General features: G+C 69.3%; 18 protein-coding genes. 3 read left to right on the top strand and 15 right to left on the bottom strand.

The window, feature by feature from the left end; genetic code table 11:
* The first annotated feature begins 61 nt into the window (after window positions 1-61).
* The gene (locus tag NHL51_RS07700) at window positions 62-523 is read left to right on the top strand and encodes an SseB family protein (RefSeq protein ID WP_434142891.1); all 462 of its coding nucleotides are present in this window, start codon (window positions 62-64) and stop codon (window positions 521-523) included.
* 10 nt (window positions 524-533) lie between these two features.
* Here the strand turns inward: NHL51_RS07700 and NHL51_RS07695 are convergent, their stop codons facing one another.
* The 5 genes from NHL51_RS07695 to NHL51_RS07675 all read right to left on the bottom strand — a co-directional run bounded on the left by NHL51_RS07695 (window position 534) and on the right by NHL51_RS07675 (window position 4,315).
* A complete protein-coding gene (locus tag NHL51_RS07695; RefSeq protein ID WP_434142889.1) occupies window positions 534-1,121 on the bottom strand; it encodes an HdeD family acid-resistance protein in 588 nt (195 codons plus the stop codon).
* 126 nt (window positions 1,122-1,247) lie between these two features.
* Window positions 1,248-2,396, bottom strand: a complete 1,149-nt coding sequence (locus tag NHL51_RS07690) for a glycerate kinase (protein WP_434142888.1) — start codon at window positions 2,394-2,396, stop codon at window positions 1,248-1,250.
* Between the two features lie 36 nt (window positions 2,397-2,432).
* Window positions 2,433-2,864 carry an acyl-CoA thioesterase gene (locus tag NHL51_RS07685; RefSeq protein ID WP_434142887.1) on the bottom strand — a complete coding sequence of 144 codons (432 nt, stop codon included), beginning with the start codon at window positions 2,862-2,864 and terminating at the stop codon, window positions 2,433-2,435.
* A 21-nt stretch (window positions 2,865-2,885) separates the two neighbouring features.
* Window positions 2,886-4,082 (bottom strand): GTPase family protein, encoded by a 1,197-nt coding sequence (locus tag NHL51_RS07680; RefSeq protein WP_434142886.1) that lies wholly within the window; start codon window positions 4,080-4,082, stop codon window positions 2,886-2,888.
* Window positions 4,083-4,135: 53 nt separating this feature from the next.
* The gene (locus NHL51_RS07675) at window positions 4,136-4,315 is read right to left on the bottom strand and encodes a hypothetical protein (RefSeq protein WP_434142885.1); all 180 of its coding nucleotides are present in this window, start codon (window positions 4,313-4,315) and stop codon (window positions 4,136-4,138) included.
* 109 nt (window positions 4,316-4,424) lie between these two features.
* Between NHL51_RS07675 and tagD the strand changes: the two genes are divergently transcribed.
* Window positions 4,425-4,823: a glycerol-3-phosphate cytidylyltransferase gene (tagD, locus tag NHL51_RS07670; RefSeq protein ID WP_434142883.1), complete on the top strand. Its 399-nt coding sequence runs from the start codon at window positions 4,425-4,427 to the stop codon at window positions 4,821-4,823.
* Window positions 4,824-4,895: 72 nt separating this feature from the next.
* Here tagD and NHL51_RS07665 read toward each other — a convergent pair whose 3' ends face one another.
* From NHL51_RS07665 to NHL51_RS07620, 10 genes are all read right to left on the bottom strand, one after another.
* A complete protein-coding gene (locus NHL51_RS07665; RefSeq protein WP_434142882.1) occupies window positions 4,896-5,675 on the bottom strand; it encodes an amino acid ABC transporter ATP-binding protein in 780 nt (259 codons plus the stop codon).
* A 3-nt stretch (window positions 5,676-5,678) separates the two neighbouring features.
* Window positions 5,679-6,701, bottom strand: coding sequence for an amino acid ABC transporter permease (locus NHL51_RS07660; protein WP_434142881.1), 1,023 nt, complete (start codon window positions 6,699-6,701; stop codon window positions 5,679-5,681).
* Between the two features lie 16 nt (window positions 6,702-6,717).
* Window positions 6,718-7,587, bottom strand: coding sequence for an ABC transporter substrate-binding protein (locus NHL51_RS07655; protein ID WP_434142879.1), 870 nt, complete (start codon window positions 7,585-7,587; stop codon window positions 6,718-6,720).
* Between the two features lie 249 nt (window positions 7,588-7,836).
* Window positions 7,837-9,213, bottom strand: coding sequence for an NAD-dependent succinate-semialdehyde dehydrogenase (locus NHL51_RS07650; protein ID WP_434142878.1), 1,377 nt, complete (start codon window positions 9,211-9,213; stop codon window positions 7,837-7,839).
* Window positions 9,214-9,390: 177 nt separating this feature from the next.
* A complete protein-coding gene (locus NHL51_RS07645; RefSeq protein WP_434142876.1) occupies window positions 9,391-10,119 on the bottom strand; it encodes a pyrimidine reductase family protein in 729 nt (242 codons plus the stop codon).
* Window positions 10,120-10,144: 25 nt separating this feature from the next.
* Complete coding sequence (folP, locus tag NHL51_RS07640) at window positions 10,145-11,095, bottom strand: dihydropteroate synthase (protein WP_434142874.1); 951 nt, start codon at window positions 11,093-11,095, stop codon at window positions 10,145-10,147.
* The gene (gene folE / locus NHL51_RS07635; protein WP_434142872.1) at window positions 11,092-11,640 is read right to left on the bottom strand and encodes a GTP cyclohydrolase I; all 549 of its coding nucleotides are present in this window, start codon (window positions 11,638-11,640) and stop codon (window positions 11,092-11,094) included. The genes folP and folE overlap by 4 nt, the downstream gene beginning before the upstream one ends.
* Before the next feature lie 10 nt (window positions 11,641-11,650).
* Complete coding sequence (locus tag NHL51_RS07630) at window positions 11,651-12,889, bottom strand: NAD(P)/FAD-dependent oxidoreductase (protein ID WP_434142871.1); 1,239 nt, start codon at window positions 12,887-12,889, stop codon at window positions 11,651-11,653.
* 153 nt (window positions 12,890-13,042) lie between these two features.
* Window positions 13,043-14,083, bottom strand: coding sequence for a permease prefix domain 1-containing protein (locus NHL51_RS07625; protein WP_434142869.1), 1,041 nt, complete (start codon window positions 14,081-14,083; stop codon window positions 13,043-13,045).
* Window positions 14,080-14,484, bottom strand: coding sequence for a PadR family transcriptional regulator (locus NHL51_RS07620; protein ID WP_434142868.1), 405 nt, complete (start codon window positions 14,482-14,484; stop codon window positions 14,080-14,082). The genes NHL51_RS07625 and NHL51_RS07620 overlap by 4 nt, the downstream gene beginning before the upstream one ends.
* A 285-nt stretch (window positions 14,485-14,769) precedes the next feature.
* Between NHL51_RS07620 and NHL51_RS07615 the strand changes: the two genes are divergently transcribed.
* Window positions 14,770-15,981, top strand: coding sequence for a low temperature requirement protein A (locus NHL51_RS07615; protein WP_434142867.1), 1,212 nt, complete (start codon window positions 14,770-14,772; stop codon window positions 15,979-15,981).
* Window positions 15,982-16,035: the final 54 nt, after the last annotated feature.

Raw genomic sequence — 16,035 nt, 5'->3', positions numbered from 1 at the left:
GGCGGAGCGCCGCCTCACGGGCGCCGCCGCTCGGCCGCGGTCGCCCAGTAGGCTGGAGCGCATGGCCGATACCCCGAGCATTCCCGAGGAAGTCCATGCCGACTACGCCAACGAGGCGGTGCGCACCGCGCTGCGCGAGTTGCAGGCGATTCCCGATTACGAGCATCTCGCGGCCTTTCTGCTCGCGCTGCGCGAGGGCTACCTCGTCGTCGATGTGACCGGCGCGGCCTCGAAGAAGAAGGGCACGCGCATCCGCACCATCCGTTCGACGAAGGGGCAGCTGGTGCTGCCCCTGTTCACGTCGATGGACGAGCTGCGGCAGATCGTGCCCGCCGACCGCCGCGACCAGCTGCGCGGGGCCGTCATGCCGGCGCTCGAGGCGCTCGCCCTCATCGGTACCGACCGCTTCGTCGCCGCGGAGTTCGACAAGGCGTCGTCGTCGCTCGTCGTGCTGCGCAAGTACATCGCGCTCGCGGCCGGTGACGATGAGATCACCGCAGCCTCGCTCGAGGCGATGCGGTAGCCCACGGGCCTCAGCCGTTCGACTTCATCATGAAGGCGCGTACGCTCTGCGCCGCGCCGAGCACGACCATCGACGCGCCGAGCATGATCCACAGCACCGCAGCGCTCAGCAGCGGCGAGAACATCATGGTGAGACCGGCGAGCACGCTGATGACGCCGTAGATGATGCCCCAGACCTTGTTCTCGCTCTTGCTGACGAGCGAGAAGGCCATGATGCCCTCGAACAGCCACAGCACGCCGATGGTGATGGTGATGAAGAGGAAGACGAGCGTGCCGGTCGCGAGCAGGTTCGACATCATGATCACGCCGCCGACGATGTAGAGCACCCCGAGCAGGACGTGGCCCGTGCGCGCCCAACCGCCGAGCGTCTTCGAGAAGATCGAGGTGCCCACGTAGACGACGCCCGTGATGAGCGCGTAGAGGGCGAGCAGCGCGGCTGCGGTGCCCGCGGCGGCCTTCGCCGACGGGGCCGGCGCGAAGAGCACGAGCAGGCCGAGCACGAAGGCGATCAGGCCGCCGACGCCGAGCGCGATGCGCAGGCTGTCGCCCGCGCTGCGCTGCGCTGTCGCGGCGGTTTCTGAAGTCGAGGGCTTCGACATGGTGGGGTCCCCTTTGCTCACGTGGTCGCAGGCGTACCGCCGGCGCATCGCTGATCTATCGCGAATAGCTTCATTCTGCCGTAGTTCGGGCCGCATCTCGCGCCCTCGGATGCGATTCGTCGGCGCCTACCCGGAGCGCAGCGCCGTCCCGATGCGGCGCCCGATCACTTCGAGCAACGGTTCGGGAGCGGCGATGCATGCGGCGGCATCGGGTTCGAGCGCCACGAGCTCGTAGACCTCCGCGAAGCCCGCGCCACGGACCTCGGCGGCCGTGAGATCGCTCGACCCGCACACCACGACCACCGGTACCTCTCTCGAGCGACGCAGCACGCCGGCCGGGGCTTTGCCGCTGAGCGTCTGGGCATCGAGGCGCCCCTCGCTCGTGATGACCAGATCGGCGCCGACGAGCGCGTCGTCGAACCCGACGAGGTCGAGCACCAGATCGATGCCCGAGCGCATCTCGCCGCCGAGCACGGCGAGCGCCCCGAAGCCGAGCCCGCCCGCGGCGCCCGCGCCGGGCACCTCGGCCCAGGCGCCGGGCTCCGCGCCGAGCGCACGCTCCACCATCGCCCCGAAGAGGTGCAGCGCCGCGTCGACCTCGGGCACCTGCTCGGGCGCGAGCCCCTTCTGCGGCCCGTACACCGCAGCGGCGCCGTCGGGCCCCGTGAGCGGGTTCGTGACGTCGCAGGCGATCTGCACCGCGAGACCGGCGAGCCGCGGGTCGAGGCCGGAGGCGTCGAAGGTCGCCCCGCGCAGTGCGGCCGCATCGAGCCGATCGATCGGGGCGCCGTCCGCTGCCACGACGCGCATGCCCAGCGCGCGCATCATGCCGAGACCGCCGTCGCTCGTCGCACTGCCGCCGAGGCCGAGCACGACGCTACGCGCACCGGCGTCGAGCGCGGCGAGCACGAGCTCGCCGACACCCCACGAGGTCGCCGCGGCGGCATCGAGCGCCCCCGAGGCGAGACGTGCGGCGGAGACGTCGCGCAGGCCGCAGGCCTCGGCGACCTCGATGACCGCGGCGCCCGAGGCCGGCTCGACGGCGAACCGGGCATCCCGCCGCTCCCCGTACGCGCCGGTCACGGCGCTGCGGTGCTCGACGAAACCCGCGGCGAGTGCGGCGTCGATGGTGCCGTCGCCTCCGTCGGCGATGGGAAGGGCGACGACCTCGGCTTCGGGCGCGGCCGCGGCGATACCCCTGGAGAGAGCTTCGGCGACGGTGCGCGCCGAAGCCGATCCCTTGAACTTGTCACCTGCGATGAGCATGCGCGGCATCGTGTGCTCCTCTGCTTCGACGGCCGAACCGAAGCCCTACCGACCGTGCGCGGCCGCGGGGCCGCGCCGCCCCTCGCGCAGCCGCTCGGTGCCGGCCGTCGCCTCGGTGCGGCCGTGCGCGACCGAGTGGCCGCTGCCGTCGACCGCGACGAAGACGATGCGCTCGAGGGTCAGCACCTCCTGCCCGGTCACGGCGTTGTCGACGCGGCAGCTGACCGTGAGCGAGCTCGTGCCGAACGAGACGATGCGGAACTCGAGCTCGAGCAGGTCGCCGCGGTCGGCGCGCGACGAGAAGCTCACGGCCGACATGTGCCGGGTCACGACATCGATCGTACCGAGCTGCGCGACGGCGATGATCGCCGCCTCCTCGTCGACCCACTGCAGCAGGCGCCCGCCGAACAGCGCCCCGTGCTGATTGAGGTCTTCGGGCTTCACCCATTTGCGCACGATCTGGCTGAACTCGGTCATGGCTTCAGCCTAGCTCCGCGATCACGGGCGACCCGAGCGTCTGCCGATGCGATGCTCGGTCATCTTCCGTACGACATCGAGCAGGCCCGGTGCGTAGTCCCTCCACGACTCCGAGATGCGCCCCGGGTCGAGCTTGCCCGTGTGCACCTGCTCGCACAGCCGCATCCACCCTTCCCCGGTCGCCGCGGTCAGCGAGAACGCGACCCCGGCGTTCACCGCGCTGCCGGCGCCGGGAACGAGCTTGATGAAGCTGCGTGCCAGCGCCTGGCCCGAGATCTGCACGCCGATCTGGGCGAGCGCCCCCGCCGACATCATGGTCTTCAGCTCCAGGTCGTAGATGGCGGCGATGCGGCCCATCATTCCGATCTGGATCGGCGCCAGGGCCACCGCGTCCGCGACCGGGATCGGCGTGGCCGCGGCCGCGGCGGCCAGACCGGCGGCTCCGCTGATGACGGGGCGCGCCATCTCCCGCTTCCAGGGGAGGTTGAGCCGTTGCGCGATGCGAAACGCGTCCTTGGCACTTTCGGGGGACAGGTTGAGGGTCTCCGTGACAAGCTCACCGAGCCCGTGCCCGTTGCCCTTCCCGCGAGGGTCGGTCGTCGAGGTGAGCATGACCCGTTCGACGGGGAGCTCGATCGGGCGGCCGTGCTCATCGACGGGATGCTCGAGCCAGTCGACGAACCGTTCGAGCCCCTGCGCGACCGAATACTTGCCGGTGATCGGGTGCCTGATCCAGTCGACCTTGGTGAGCACGAGGATGACGGGGAGCCCCTGCGCCGCGAGCTCGCGGATCATGCCGATGTCGGCGGGCGTCAGGCGGTCGTCGTTCGCCTTCAGGCAATACCAGACGACCGCGACCTGCTCGTTCGCCGGGCGCGCGGCGATCAGCTCGAGGTGGTGCCGCAACTGCTCGGCGGGCGCCACGGCCGAGCCGATCTCGAAGCCCTCGATGTCCCAGATGCCGAGCGAGTCATCGTGATAGTACTGCACGCCGCGGGTGACGGGCAGGCCGGTGCCGACCTTCGCGAGGTCCCGACCGAAGACCGCATTGACGAGCGACGACTTGCCGACCCCGGTGCCGCCGATGACGGCGAGGTTGAATCTGCCGTACCGCGACCGCGCCTCGGAGTTCGCGTCGAGGAACGCGGACGCGTCGAAGGGCTGCTGCCCGTCTCGATGAACACCCATGATCGCCCGCCCGTCTTCATTGCTCGGCATCAGACTATCAATGGGGGCGGTCCGGGCGGGTCACGCGGGCGCTGCGAGAACGGTCAGTTCTCGGACTCCGCCGTCTCGTCATCCTCCTGATGCTCGGCGGGGTGCGGATGACCCGATCCGGTATGGGTCGCCGGGCCGAGATGGGATGCCCCGCCCTCGTCCACCCAGCCGTCGCCGGGCACGTGGGCCGGGTCGGACTCGTGGTCGTGATCGCGCTGCTCGCTGGTCGACATCGCAGTCCCTCGCTCTCATCGGTCGCCCGCGGAGGCGGGCCTCTGGCCTCCAGACTACGCCGCGCGCGTTCAGGAGGAAAGCATTGCCCGGGCCCGTACTATTGGGGGCATGAAGCGGATCCTCACCTACGGCACCTTCGACCTCCTGCACTGGGGGCACATCCGTCTGCTCAAGCGGGCCAGGGACCTCGGAGACTATCTCGTGGTCGCCGCTTCGACCGAGGAGTTCAACGCCGGCAAGGGCAAGAAGACGTACCACGACTTCGCGACGCGCAAGAATATGCTCGAGGCGGTCCGCTACGTCGACCTCGTGATCCCGGAGGAGGCGTGGGACCAGAAGATCCGCGACGTGCAGAAGTACGAGATCGATGCCGTCGTCATGGGCGGCGACTGGGAGGGCGACCCCCGCTTCGAGGTGCTGCGCGACTACTGCGAGGTCGTCTACCTCGACCGTACCGAGGGCGTGTCGACCACGAAGATCAAGAAGGACCTCGGGGTGAACGCGTAGGGCCACGATTCCGGGCGCCCCGGCACAGCGGAAGGGCGGCGAGGTGAATTCCTCGCCGCCCTTCCGTGTCTGCTACAGCACCTTCGAGAGGAAGGCCTTCGTGCGCTCCCGCTGCGGGTTCGTGAGCACCTCGGTCGGGTCGCCCTCTTCGACGACCACGCCGCCGTCCATGAATACGAGCTTGTCGGCGACCTCGCGGGCGAAGCCCATCTCGTGGGTCACGACGATCATGGTCATTCCGCTCTCGGCGAGGCCCTTCATCACGTCGAGCACCTCGCCGACGAGCTCGGGGTCGAGCGCCGAGGTGGGCTCGTCGAACAGCATGAGCTTCGGCTCCATCGCGAGCGCACGGGCGATCGCGACGCGCTGTTGCTGACCGCCCGACAGGTGCGCCGGATAGTAGTCGTGCCGGTCGGCGAGACCGACGCGGGCGAGCAGCTCCATCGCGCGCGCCTTGAGCTGCGCCTTTCCGGCCTTCCTGAGCAGGTCGGGGGCGAGCATCACGTTCTCGAGCGCCGTCATGTGCGGAAACAGGTTGAAGCGCTGGAACACCATGCCGATGTCGCGGCGCTGCTTCGCCGCCTCGCGCGGGTGCATCTCGTAGAGCTTGTCGCCCTGCTGCCGGTAGCCGACGATGTCGCCGTCGACGAAGAGGCGGCCGGCATTGACGGTCTCGAGGTGGTTGATGCAGCGTAGGAAGGTCGACTTGCCCGACCCCGAGGGGCCGACGAGGCAGAGCACTTCGCCGCGCTGCACCTCGAGCGAGATCGACTTCAGCACGAGGTTCGAGCCGTACGACTTCGAGACGCTCTCGGCCCGGACCATGGGCACGTCGGTTGCGTGTACGTTCATGGCCTAGCCCCTTTCTCCGCGATCTGCGGCCGCTGGACCGTCACCTGGAGCACCCGGTGCGACCTCGGCCTGAGCCGCAGCGACGCTGATGACGCCGGTCTCGACCGTCACCGACGGCACGTTGTCGACCCGCTGGCTCACGCCGCGCGCGAAGTGGCGCTCGAGATAGTACTGGCCGACCATGAGGATCGACGTGATCACGAGATACCAGACGGATGCGACGATGAGCATCGGCACCGGCTTGTAGGTGACCGCCGCGATGTCGCGGGTGCGGGTGTACAGCTCGAGCGTGAACGGCACGGCCGTCACGAGCGATGTGGTCTTCAGCATCGAGATGACCTCGTTGCCGGTGGGCGGGATGATGACGCGCATCGCCTGCGGCAGGATCACGCGCGTCATGGTGTGCCACCAGCCCAGGCCGAGCGCGATCGCCGCCTCGTCCTGGCCCTTATCGACCGAGAGCAGACCGGCGCGCACGATCTCGGCCATGTAGGCGGCCTCGTTCAGCGCGAGGCCGATGATCGCGAGCACGAAGTAGCTCAGGAAGTCCTTCGTCGTCAGCGAGAACATCGCCTCGGTGAAGGGGATGCCGATATCGATGGTCTTGTAGATGACGGGCACGAGGCCCCAGAACACCAGCTGCACGTACACCGGAGTGCCGCGGAAGACCCACAGGTAGACCCACGCGATCGATCGCACCACCGGGTTCGGCGAGAGGCGCATGATGGCGAGCGTCACGCCGAGCACGATCGCGATGACCATCGAGTAGATGGTGAGCTGCAGCGTGTAGCCGATGGCCGAGATGACTCGGACGTCGAAGAGATACTGCGCGACGATATCCCACGAATACACCGGGCGGTTGACCGCGGCGTCGTAGATGAAGAGTGCCGCGGCGATGACGAGCACCGTCGCGAACACGGTGCGCCACGGGTGGCGCAGACGGATGGCCTCGATGGCCTCGGGCTCGGAATTCGCGCGAGGGCGCGGAGCGGTCTGCTCCGCGCCCTCTACGCTCGGGTTCGACATGATCGAAGCCCTCTGCCTACTTGCCCGCGTTGATGGTTGCCTCGGGCAGCGCGCCCGACTCGATGCCGGCCTGGGTCAGGATGTCGAGGTAGGTGCCGTCGTCCATGAGCGCCTGCAGGGCCTTCTGCACTTCTTCGGCCATGCCCGAATCCTTCTGCACGGCGAAGCCGTACGGGGCGGCGTCGAAGAGGTCACCGACGAGGTGCAGCGCGCCATCGGTCTTGGCGACCGCATCGCCGGTGACCGGCGAGTCGGCCGAGAAGGCCTGCGCCTGGCCGTTGATCACGGCGTTCGTGACCTCGGGCTGGCCCTCGAAGGGCAGGATTTCGATGCCGGGCTGGCCGTCGTCCTTGCACTTCTGGTCGCGGGCGGGCAGCTCATCGGTGTGCTGCACGGTGCCCTGCTGCACGGCGATCGTGAGACCGCACGCGTTCTCGGGGTCGACGTCGGTGCCCGTCGGGGCCGCCCACTGGCTGCCTGCGTTCAGGAAGTTGACGAAGTCGACGGTCTCCTGGCGCTTCGCATTGTCGGTGAACGACGACGAACCCATGTTCACGACGCCCTCCTCGATGCGGGGCATGATCGAGTCGAAGCCCATGATCTCCCACTCGGGCTCGACGCCGAGCTTCTCTGCGACGGCGTTCGCGAGGTCGACGCCCCAGCCGGTCGGCTCGCCCTTCTCGTCCTTGTACTCGTTCGGCGGGTACTCGGCATCGGTGGCGATGACCAGCACGCCGGCCTTCTTGATGTCGTCGAACGTGACGATGCTCTTCGAGGTGCTCGCGGAATCCGAGCCCTTCGTAGCGGCGGTGTCGTCATTGGTGCAACCGGTCAGCGCGAGGGCGCCGACTGCGAGCAGCGCGGGAAGCGCGTAGCGAATCTTCATCGATCTCTCCTGTCAGGACAGGGACGCCCGGCCTCGTACGAGAGAGTCGCCCTGTCGCGATTTCCGTACCGAGTGTACTGTGCTCGCGGGGTCGCTCCGCGCCGATTGCCGGAATCGCTACCATTCCGATGCATTCGGGCGCCTCCCGCTGCAGGGATCCGGCAGAATCTACGCCGGAACGGGCCCGGAAACGACGAACCCCGCCCCTGCGCATCGCAGGAGCGGGGTTCGCCTCGCAGCCGTGAAGAGCTACTTCGCGACGAAGTACAGGCGCTTGTTGGCGAACTCGCCGATGCCGACGGGGCCCATCTCGCGACCGAAGCCCGAGCGCTTCACACCGCCGAACGGGATCTCGGCGGCCTCCGCGGCGATGATGTTCACGTGGCTCATGCCGACCTCGAGCTTCGAAGCGACCCGGGCTGCGCGGGCCTCGTCGTCCGAGAACACCGAGCCCCCGAGGCCGAGCGCGCAGTCGTTGGCGAGTTCGAGCGCTTCCTCGTCGCTCGACACCTTGTAGACGGTCGCGACCGGGCCGAAGATCTCCTCGCGGTACGACTCCGAGTCGCGCGGCACGCCGGTGAGCACGGCGGGCGAGTAGTAGGCGCCGGGGCCGTCCGAGAGCACGCCGCCGATCTCGAGGGTCGCGCCCTCGGCGACGGCCTTCTGCACCTGCGCATGCACGGTCTCGGCGGCGCCGCGGGTCGACAGCGGGGCGAACTCGCCCTCCTGCAGGTTCAGCTGGTCGCCCGGGACGAGCCCGGTAGCGAGCTTCTTCAGCTCGGCGACGAACTCGTCGTAGATGTCGTCCATGACGATCATGCGCTTGTTCGAGTTGCAGACCTGGCCGCCGTTGTAGACGCGGAAGCCCCAGGCGTCCTTCGCCACCGCGGCGACGTCGTCGGCGTCGAGCACGACCATCGGGTCGATGCCGCCGAGCTCGAGCACGCACTTCTTCAGGTGCGTGCCGGCCTGGGCGCCGATGATGGCGCCGGCGCGCTCGGAGCCGGTGAGCGAGACGCCCTGCACGCGCGGATCGGCGATGACGGTCGCGATCTGGTCGTGCGAGGCGAAGATCGCCTGGTAGCCGCCGGCGGGAACGCCCGCCTGCTCGAAGATCTCCTGCATGACGAGGTTCGACTTCGCGCAGATGTCGGCGTGCTTGAGCAGGATCGTGTTGCCGAGCAGCAGATTGGGTGCTGCGAAACGTGCGACCTGGTAGTACGGGAAGTTCCACGGCATGACACCGAGCAGCACGCCGAGCGGCAGCTGCTCGATCGTCGCCTTGCCCGGGATGGTCGACGGGATCTCGACGTCGGTGATGAGGCTCGGGCCGTGCACCGCGTAGTACTCGATGATGTCGGTCGCGAAGTCGACCTCGTCGAGGCTCTCGGCGATCGACTTGCCCATCTCGGTGGCGATGATCTCGGCGAGCTCGTCGCGACGTTCGGCGAAGATCTCGGCGACGCGCTTCACCACGACCGCGCGCTCCTGCACGCTCTTCTCGCGCCACTCGCGGTACACCGCGTCGGCGCTCGCGAGCGCCTGCTCGATCTGGGCATCGCTCATGTCGGCGAAGGTCTCCAGGATCTCGCCGGTCGCGGGGTTCTGCACCCGGTACTTCGACATAGTCGTAACTCCTTTGTTGACGAGCAGCCCGGAGATCGGGCCGCCCTACGTTTTCCGCTGAAAAATCACATTTCCACTGATGAAATCGGTAGAAACTGGCTGAAATCGCCGCGTATCAGCCACTCTAGTCGAGCAGGCTGAGCGGCGCACCCGGGAGCGGCGGGGCGGCTGACGGCTTCAGCGGCGCACGTACCGCGCGAGCAGAAACCCCTCGGCATCGGCGAGGTGCCCGAGCAACTCGAAGCGGCGGTACACCTCCTCGGCCGATACCGCGATGCGGCCGGCGCGACCGGCGGTGAAGATCGGGGCGATCGTGAGGCAGACCTCGTCGACGAGATCGGCCTCGAGCAACGCCCCGAAGAACTGCGGGCCGCCCTCGCAGAGCACCCGCCGCAGGCCGCGCTCGGGCAGGCGGCGCAGGGCCTCCGCGATGTCGAGCCGCTCGTCGCCCGCTGCGAGCACGTCGGCGACCGCCGCGAAGTCGCCGCCACGGCGCGCGGCGGCGACGTGCGAGGTGAGGATCAGCGGGCGCTGTTCTGCCTGCGCGAACACCGGCATCGCCGGGTCGAGATCGAACGCGTTCGTCGCGATCACCATGCGCGGGTGCGCACCCTCCGCGAGCGCCTCGACGCGCCTCCGTTCGAGCATCTCGGCAGGGATCGTCAGCCCGCCGTATCCCTCGGCCCGCACCGTACCCGCGCTGACGAGCACGGCGTCGCTCATCGCCCGCATCACCCGCATGAGAGTACGGTCGGTGTCGCCGCCGAGCGCACCGCTGCGCCCGCCATAGGCGACTGCGCCATCGGCGCCGGTGATGAAATTCATGCGCACGTGCGCGCGACCCGAACCGCCGCCCGTCGCGTCGGCGTACTGGTAGTGCTCGAACAGTTCGTCCGTGCTCGGCATGCTCAGCTCCCTTCTCGAACGACGCTCAGACCGTATCGCGCGCGGCCTCGGTCATGATCTCGACGGCCTCGCCGGTCTCGAGGCGCGGGCCCTGCGGCGGCATGTTGTGCCGGAGGAAGACCGGATCGCGCCAGCCCATCGTCGTCTCGATCATGCGCATCGCGTCGACGGTCTCGGCGACGTTGTGCACGCGCACGATGCGCGCGCCCTGGGTCGCGCAGAACACGGCGGAGGCGATCGACCCGACGAGGCGCTCGGGCCGTGGGCGGTTCAGGGTCTCGCCGATGAAATCCTTGTTCGAGAGCGCGACGAGCAGCGGGTAGCCGAGACGCGCGAACTGCTCGAGCTCGCGCGTGATCGCGAGAGTGTGCAGCGTGTTCTTATTGAGATCGTGCCCCGGGTCGACGATGATGCGTTCGGGCGGCACGCCGCGGTCGAGGGCGAGCGCGACCCGGGCTTCGAGGAACTCGCGCACGTCGCGCACGACATCTCCGTACTGCGGGCCGACGAGCCTCGTGCGCGGGGCCGCCGAGCTGTGCGCGATCACGAGCACCGCTTCACTGTCGGCGACGATGCTCGCCATCTCGGGGTCGTGCAGACCCGTCGTATCGTTGATGATCGCGGCGCCCGCTGCGATCGATTCGCGGGCCACGCGCGGGTGGAAGGTGTCGACGCTCACGGGCCCGAGGGCCGCGAGCTCGCGCACGAACGGCACGACGCGGCCGAGCTCGTCGTCGATCGGGAGCGCGGGCCCCGGGGCGAACTTCACCCCGCCGACGTCGACGATGTCGGCGCCGAGCTCGAAGGCCCGGGCCCCTGCGGCGAGCGCCGCGTCGAACGCGAAGGTGGCGCCCTCGTCGTAGAAGGAGTCGGGGGTGCGGTTGACGATCGCCATCGTCGCGACGTGGCGGCTGAAATCGATGTCGACCGCGCCGAGACGGAATACCGGATACGGCAGCTCGGGGTCGACGATCACGACAGCGCCCTCCTGAGCGCGGCGTCGTCGCGCTCAGCGCCGCGGAACGCCTGCATCAGGGTGCTCGTGCCGGCGGCCCTCACGCCGCGGATCGTGACGCACTGGTGCTCGGCGACGGTGACGACGCCGACGGCCCGGGCGCCGAGGTCGGCCTGCAGGCGGTCGGCGATGCGGGCGGTCAGGTCCTCCTGCAGCGTCGCGGCGCGCGCGTAGTGCTCGACCGCATGGGCGAGCGCCGAGAGGCCGGCGATCTTCTCGCCGGGCAGGTAGCCGACGTGGGCGACCCCGCGGAAGGGCAGCAGATGGTGCTCGCACACCGAGACGAAGGCGATGTCGCGCATCACGACGAGGTCGTCGTAGCCGTCGGTGTTCGGGAAGGTGCTCACGGCGAGCGGTGCGGGTTCGGTGAACTCGCGCAGCGCGGTGACCACACGGGCCGGAGTGAGGGCGAAGCGCTCGCTGTCGGCGTCGTAGCCGAGGGCCGAGAGCAGTTCGCGCACCGCGCGCTCGGCTGCAGCCTGATCGGCGGGCCGTTTCGTAGTCATCGCGTTCAGGCTACCCGACGAGGCTCGCGAGCCCGGTCGCGGTGTCGGCGAGAGCGGCGGCATCGACCGGCGACGCCTCTCGGATGAGCTGCTGCACCGTCTCGTTGACGTCCCAGACATTGACGTTCATGCCGCCGACGACCCGGCCGCCCCGCATCCAGAAGGCGATGAACTCGCGGGCCTGGAGGTCGCCGCGGATCACGATGTCGGCTCCCGCCATGAGCGGCGGGTAGCCCGAGAGCTCCATGCCGAGGTCGAACTGGTCGGTGTAGAAGTAGGGGATGGAGTCGTGCTGCGCGGCGATGCCGAGCATGGAGCGCGCCGCGACCTCGCCGCTCGAGATGGCGTTCTGCCAGTGCTCGCTGCGCAGCCGTTCGCCGAGCACCGGGTGCACGGGGTTCGCGACGTCGCCCGCGGCGAACACGTCGGGCGCGCTCGTGCGCAGCGACGCGTCGGTCAGGATGCCGTGATCGACCTCGATGCCGGCCCGTTCGGCGAGGCCCGTGTCGGGCTCGGCACCGACGGCGATGAGCACGAGGTCGGCGTCGACGAGGTCGGCTTCAGCGCCCGATCCTGAGATGCGCACGCCCGTCACCGCGCCCTCGGCACCGACGATCTCCCGCACCTCGACCTCCGAGCGGAAGACGACGCCGTGCTCCTCGTGGAGGCGCCGGAACTCGCTCCCGATCTCCGCGCCGAGGGCCGATGCGAGCGGTACGGCGCCGCGTTCGAGCACGGTGACCGTGTTGCCGAGCTGGCGGGCCGTCGCCGCGACCTCCATGCCGATCCAGCCCGAGCCGATGACCACGAGCCGCTTGCCGCCCTCGGCGAGCGGCGCCCGCAGCTGATCGGCGTCCTCGAGGGTGCGCAGCGCGTGCACTCCGGCGAGGTCGGCGCCTGCGAGGGGCAGACGTCGCGCCGAAGCCCCCGTCGCGAGCAGCAGCTTGTCGTAGCCGAGCGTGCCGCCGTCGGTGAAGCCGACTTCACGGGCCGCGGTGTCGAGGCTCGTCGCCTCGGTGTTCGCGAGCACAGTGATGCTGTGCTCGGTGTACCAGTCGTGGTCGTGCAGTACGACCGCTTCGATTCCCTCGGCGCCCGAGAGATAGCCTTTCGAGAGCGGGGGCCGCTGGTAGAGGCTGTGCGCTTCCGAGGCGAGCACCGTGATCGCCCCGTCGTAGCCCCGAGTACGAAGCTCCTTCGCAGCGGTCTCGGCCGCGAGCCCGCCGCCGATGATCACCATCCCGTTCATGGCACTCCTTCGCTCGTGGTCGCGGCGGCATGCCGAGACATCCCTACGCTCTCACGGTACGCCCCGCGCGCCGCGGGCGATAGGTACCGCGGTACCGAGTACGGTCGGCGATCCCTGCAGCCACCGCCAGGGATCACCGACCGCCGGCGGTCGCTAGCGGTTCGCGCGTCGGTAGCTCTCGATCGCCCCGCCGCCCGCGGCGATCGCGCCGAAGAGCACGCCGCCGATGGGCCACACGATCCACGAGGTGCCCCACGCATCGCCGATGAAGCTCCAGGCGAGGAAGATCGCAGTGAGCAGCGGCCAGTAGAAGGCGGCGATCACGCCGATGATGCTGCGCTCGTCGTCGGAGCCGCCCGTGCCCCTCGTCTCGAGACGCAGGCGCGCGGCCGCCGAGTGCGCCCAGGCCCGCGGCAGTAGGATGCCGAGGCCGGCCGCGACGAACACGAGCACCAGCACGACCCCGATGGTCGACCAGATGTCGCCGCGCTCGCCCCCGCTCATGAGCAGCGAGAAGCCGATGAGGGGCAGCGGCGCGAGAATCCAGAATGCGATGGCGAGCTGCAGGGCTCGAATGCGGCCGTGCTCGTGCTGCTGCTCGAGCGCGTCGGCCCAGCGCGCGACCTCGGGGTTCGTGGCGAAGGCCCCGTCGGCGACGCGCTGGTACGGCGCGATCTCGCGCGAGGCGGTGATCATGAGGATGACGCCGGTCGCGACGAGCACGAGCAGCGCCGCGATGCCGATGAAGCTCGCGACGCCGGCGGTGATGCCGATCGCGCCCGCTTCGGCGGCGGTCGGCAGCAGGATGATCAGCGCCGGCGAGAGCACGAAGAGCATGATGGCGGTGCTGACGCGGAAGCGGATGCGCTCCTGCACCCCGGCGTAGCCTTTCGCTTCTTCGAGCGTGATGGGTGCGGGGCCTGCGGGTGCTCGGTCGGCCGGACCGTTCGGCCCATCGGCGGCGTCCGCGGGGGCGATGTCGGCCGAGATGCCGAGCACCGGGGCGACCTCGTCGATGTTGCCGAAGTCGCGGATCACCTGCCCGACGGCCTCGTTCTCGGAGCGACCCTCGGCGATGAGGCCCGTGTAGGCGTCCTCCATCATGCCCTGCAGCTCGGTCTTGGCTTCGAGCAGGCGGGGCGTCTGCGGGTATGCGCTGAACATGGTGTCGAGATACGCGTTGATGACGTTCATGATGTCGCTCCTGGTGCGTTCTGGTCGTGGATGAACCGTTCGACGACGGTCTGAGTGGTGCGCCATTCGGCGACCTTCTGCGCGAGGTGCGCATGGCCCGCATCCGTGATGCGGTAATAGGTGCGCGGCTTGCCCGAGGGCGAGACGCCGGCGTACGAGCTGACGTGCTCGCTCGCTTCGAGCCGTTTCACCGCCGAATAGAGGGTGGTCTGCTTGATGTCGTAATCGCCGTCGCCGATCTCGGTGATGCGCTGGGCCAACTCATAGGCGTACGAGGGTCCGGTGCGCAAGAGCGAGAGCACCATGAGGTCGATGTAGCCGCGAATGGCGTCGGCGCTGATCACGATCGCATTCCCCTTCGTTCGGTGCCGGGTACCGCCGGATGCTGGTACATCAAACATACTACGACAGAGATAGTACGTGACGCAATGCTTTCGACTCGGCCCTCGCCGACGGGTCGCGGAGGCGCCGCGCCCTCAGCATGCACGGCGACGTGAGCTCGCTCGGATCCTGGAGCCCGTTCGGATCATTCGGCTGCTTTTCGTCCGAGCGAGCTCGCAAGTCCGATGGAGCTCGCACGGCCGGGCCGGGCCCGGCGCTCCTGCCGCTGATGCGGCAGCCCGCAACCTCTGCCGTAAGATTTCCCCATCCCGGGCACGGGCCCGGAAGACGCGAAGGAGTGCCGCATGAGCGACGCGGATCGGACGGCGCCCGGCATGCCCGGAACGCATCGGCGCCTCGGCGTGCGCAAGATGCGGCCGCGCGACCCGACCGAGATCTTCCGCGCGTCGAGCCCCCTCGAGCTCTTCTTCGACCTCATCTTCGCGGTATCGGTGTCGCTCGCATCGGCCCAGCTCTTCCAGGCCGAGTCGAGCGCCCACGTCGGCACCGGCATCGTCTCGTACCTCATGGTGTTCTTCGCCGTGTGGTGGGCATGGATGAACTTCACCTGGTTCGCGAGCGCCTTCGACGCCGACGACTGGCTCTACCGCGTGCTCGCGCTCACCCAGATGGCGGGCGTCATCGTGCTCGCGGTGGGCACGACGCCGGCGATGGTCGACGGCGACTTCCGCATCATCATCGCGGGCTACGTCGTCATGCGTCTCGCGCTCGTCGCCCAGTGGATCCGGGCCTCGCGCAGCCACCCCCGCCTGCGGCGCACAGCGCTGCGCTTCGCCGGCGGCATCGTCGCGGTGCAGGTGCTGTGGGTCTGCTACCCGCTGGTGCCGGCGCAGTGGGCGCTGCCGGTCTTCTGCACGCTCGTGCTCGCCGAGGTCTCGGTGCCGATCTTCGCCGAGAGCGCGGGGCAGACGCCCTGGCACCCCGAGCACATCGCCGACCGCTACGGGTCGTTCACCCTCATCGTGCTCGGCGAGTCGGTGCTCGCCTCGACCACGGCGGCCGCGAACGTCTTCGAGCAGGCGTCGCACCTCGCCGACTTCGCGCTCATCGGCGGCAGCGGGTTCGTGCTCGCGGCCGGCATGTGGTGGCTCTACTTCTCCTCCGATGCGAGCTCGGCCCTGCAGAGCCGCCGTAGCCCGATGATCTTCGGGTACGGGCACTACGCCGTGTTCGCCGCGGCGGGCGCGTTCTCGACAGGGATCAAGGTGCTCCTCGACCACGAATCCGGCCGCGCAGAGATCACGGGAGCCGCCGCCACCGCGATGCTGACGGTGCCGGTCGCGGTGTTCGTGCTGGGGGTCTGGGGGCTGATCCTGCGCCGCTGCCTGCCGGGGGCGTACGGAGCGCTGATCCCTGTCGGCGGCCTGCTCATCTGCCTCTGCGCGCTGCTTCCGCTCGCCGGCTTCTCGCCCTCGATCGCCGTGCTCGCCGCCGCCGCCGTCATGGCGGGGCTCGTCGTCATCGTCGAAGCGTCGGGCGTGCGCGACCCCGAGTAGATCGCGGCCGAGGATTATACTTGCGCAAAGGTTGGGGTACCATCGGAGAATCGC

Origin of the sequence: Leucobacter sp. gxy201 (assembly GCF_051043335.1) — a bacterium.
Lineage (GTDB): Bacteria > Actinomycetota > Actinomycetes > Actinomycetales > Microbacteriaceae > Leucobacter.
Note: the sequence above shows the minus strand (reverse complement) of the source record. Positions and strands in the feature narration are given on the sequence as shown.

Bases quoted from the DNA above. Each gene is read 5' to 3' on its own strand.
- NHL51_RS07700 (WP_434142891.1), top strand. From the start codon at position 62: ATGGCCGATACCCCGAGCATTCCCGAGGAAGTCCATGCCGACTACGCC.
- NHL51_RS07695 (WP_434142889.1), bottom strand. From the start codon at position 1,121: ATGTCGAAGCCCTCGACTTCAGAAACCGCCGCGACAGCGCAGCGCAGC.
- NHL51_RS07690 (WP_434142888.1), bottom strand. From the start codon at position 2,396: ATGCCGCGCATGCTCATCGCAGGTGACAAGTTCAAGGGATCGGCTTCG.
- NHL51_RS07685 (WP_434142887.1), bottom strand. From the start codon at position 2,864: ATGACCGAGTTCAGCCAGATCGTGCGCAAATGGGTGAAGCCCGAAGAC.
- NHL51_RS07680 (WP_434142886.1), bottom strand. From the start codon at position 4,082: ATGCCGAGCAATGAAGACGGGCGGGCGATCATGGGTGTTCATCGAGAC.
- NHL51_RS07675 (WP_434142885.1), bottom strand. From the start codon at position 4,315: ATGTCGACCAGCGAGCAGCGCGATCACGACCACGAGTCCGACCCGGCC.
- tagD (WP_434142883.1), top strand. From the start codon at position 4,425: ATGAAGCGGATCCTCACCTACGGCACCTTCGACCTCCTGCACTGGGGG.
- NHL51_RS07665 (WP_434142882.1), bottom strand. From the start codon at position 5,675: ATGAACGTACACGCAACCGACGTGCCCATGGTCCGGGCCGAGAGCGTC.
- NHL51_RS07660 (WP_434142881.1), bottom strand. From the start codon at position 6,701: ATGTCGAACCCGAGCGTAGAGGGCGCGGAGCAGACCGCTCCGCGCCCT.
- NHL51_RS07655 (WP_434142879.1), bottom strand. From the start codon at position 7,587: ATGAAGATTCGCTACGCGCTTCCCGCGCTGCTCGCAGTCGGCGCCCTC.
- NHL51_RS07650 (WP_434142878.1), bottom strand. From the start codon at position 9,213: ATGTCGAAGTACCGGGTGCAGAACCCCGCGACCGGCGAGATCCTGGAG.
- NHL51_RS07645 (WP_434142876.1), bottom strand. From the start codon at position 10,119: ATGCCGAGCACGGACGAACTGTTCGAGCACTACCAGTACGCCGACGCG.
- folE (WP_434142872.1), bottom strand. From the start codon at position 11,640: ATGACTACGAAACGGCCCGCCGATCAGGCTGCAGCCGAGCGCGCGGTG.
- NHL51_RS07630 (WP_434142871.1), bottom strand. From the start codon at position 12,889: ATGAACGGGATGGTGATCATCGGCGGCGGGCTCGCGGCCGAGACCGCT.
- NHL51_RS07625 (WP_434142869.1), bottom strand. From the start codon at position 14,083: ATGAACGTCATCAACGCGTATCTCGACACCATGTTCAGCGCATACCCG.
- NHL51_RS07620 (WP_434142868.1), bottom strand. From the start codon at position 14,484: ATGTTTGATGTACCAGCATCCGGCGGTACCCGGCACCGAACGAAGGGG.
- NHL51_RS07615 (WP_434142867.1), top strand. From the start codon at position 14,770: ATGAGCGACGCGGATCGGACGGCGCCCGGCATGCCCGGAACGCATCGG.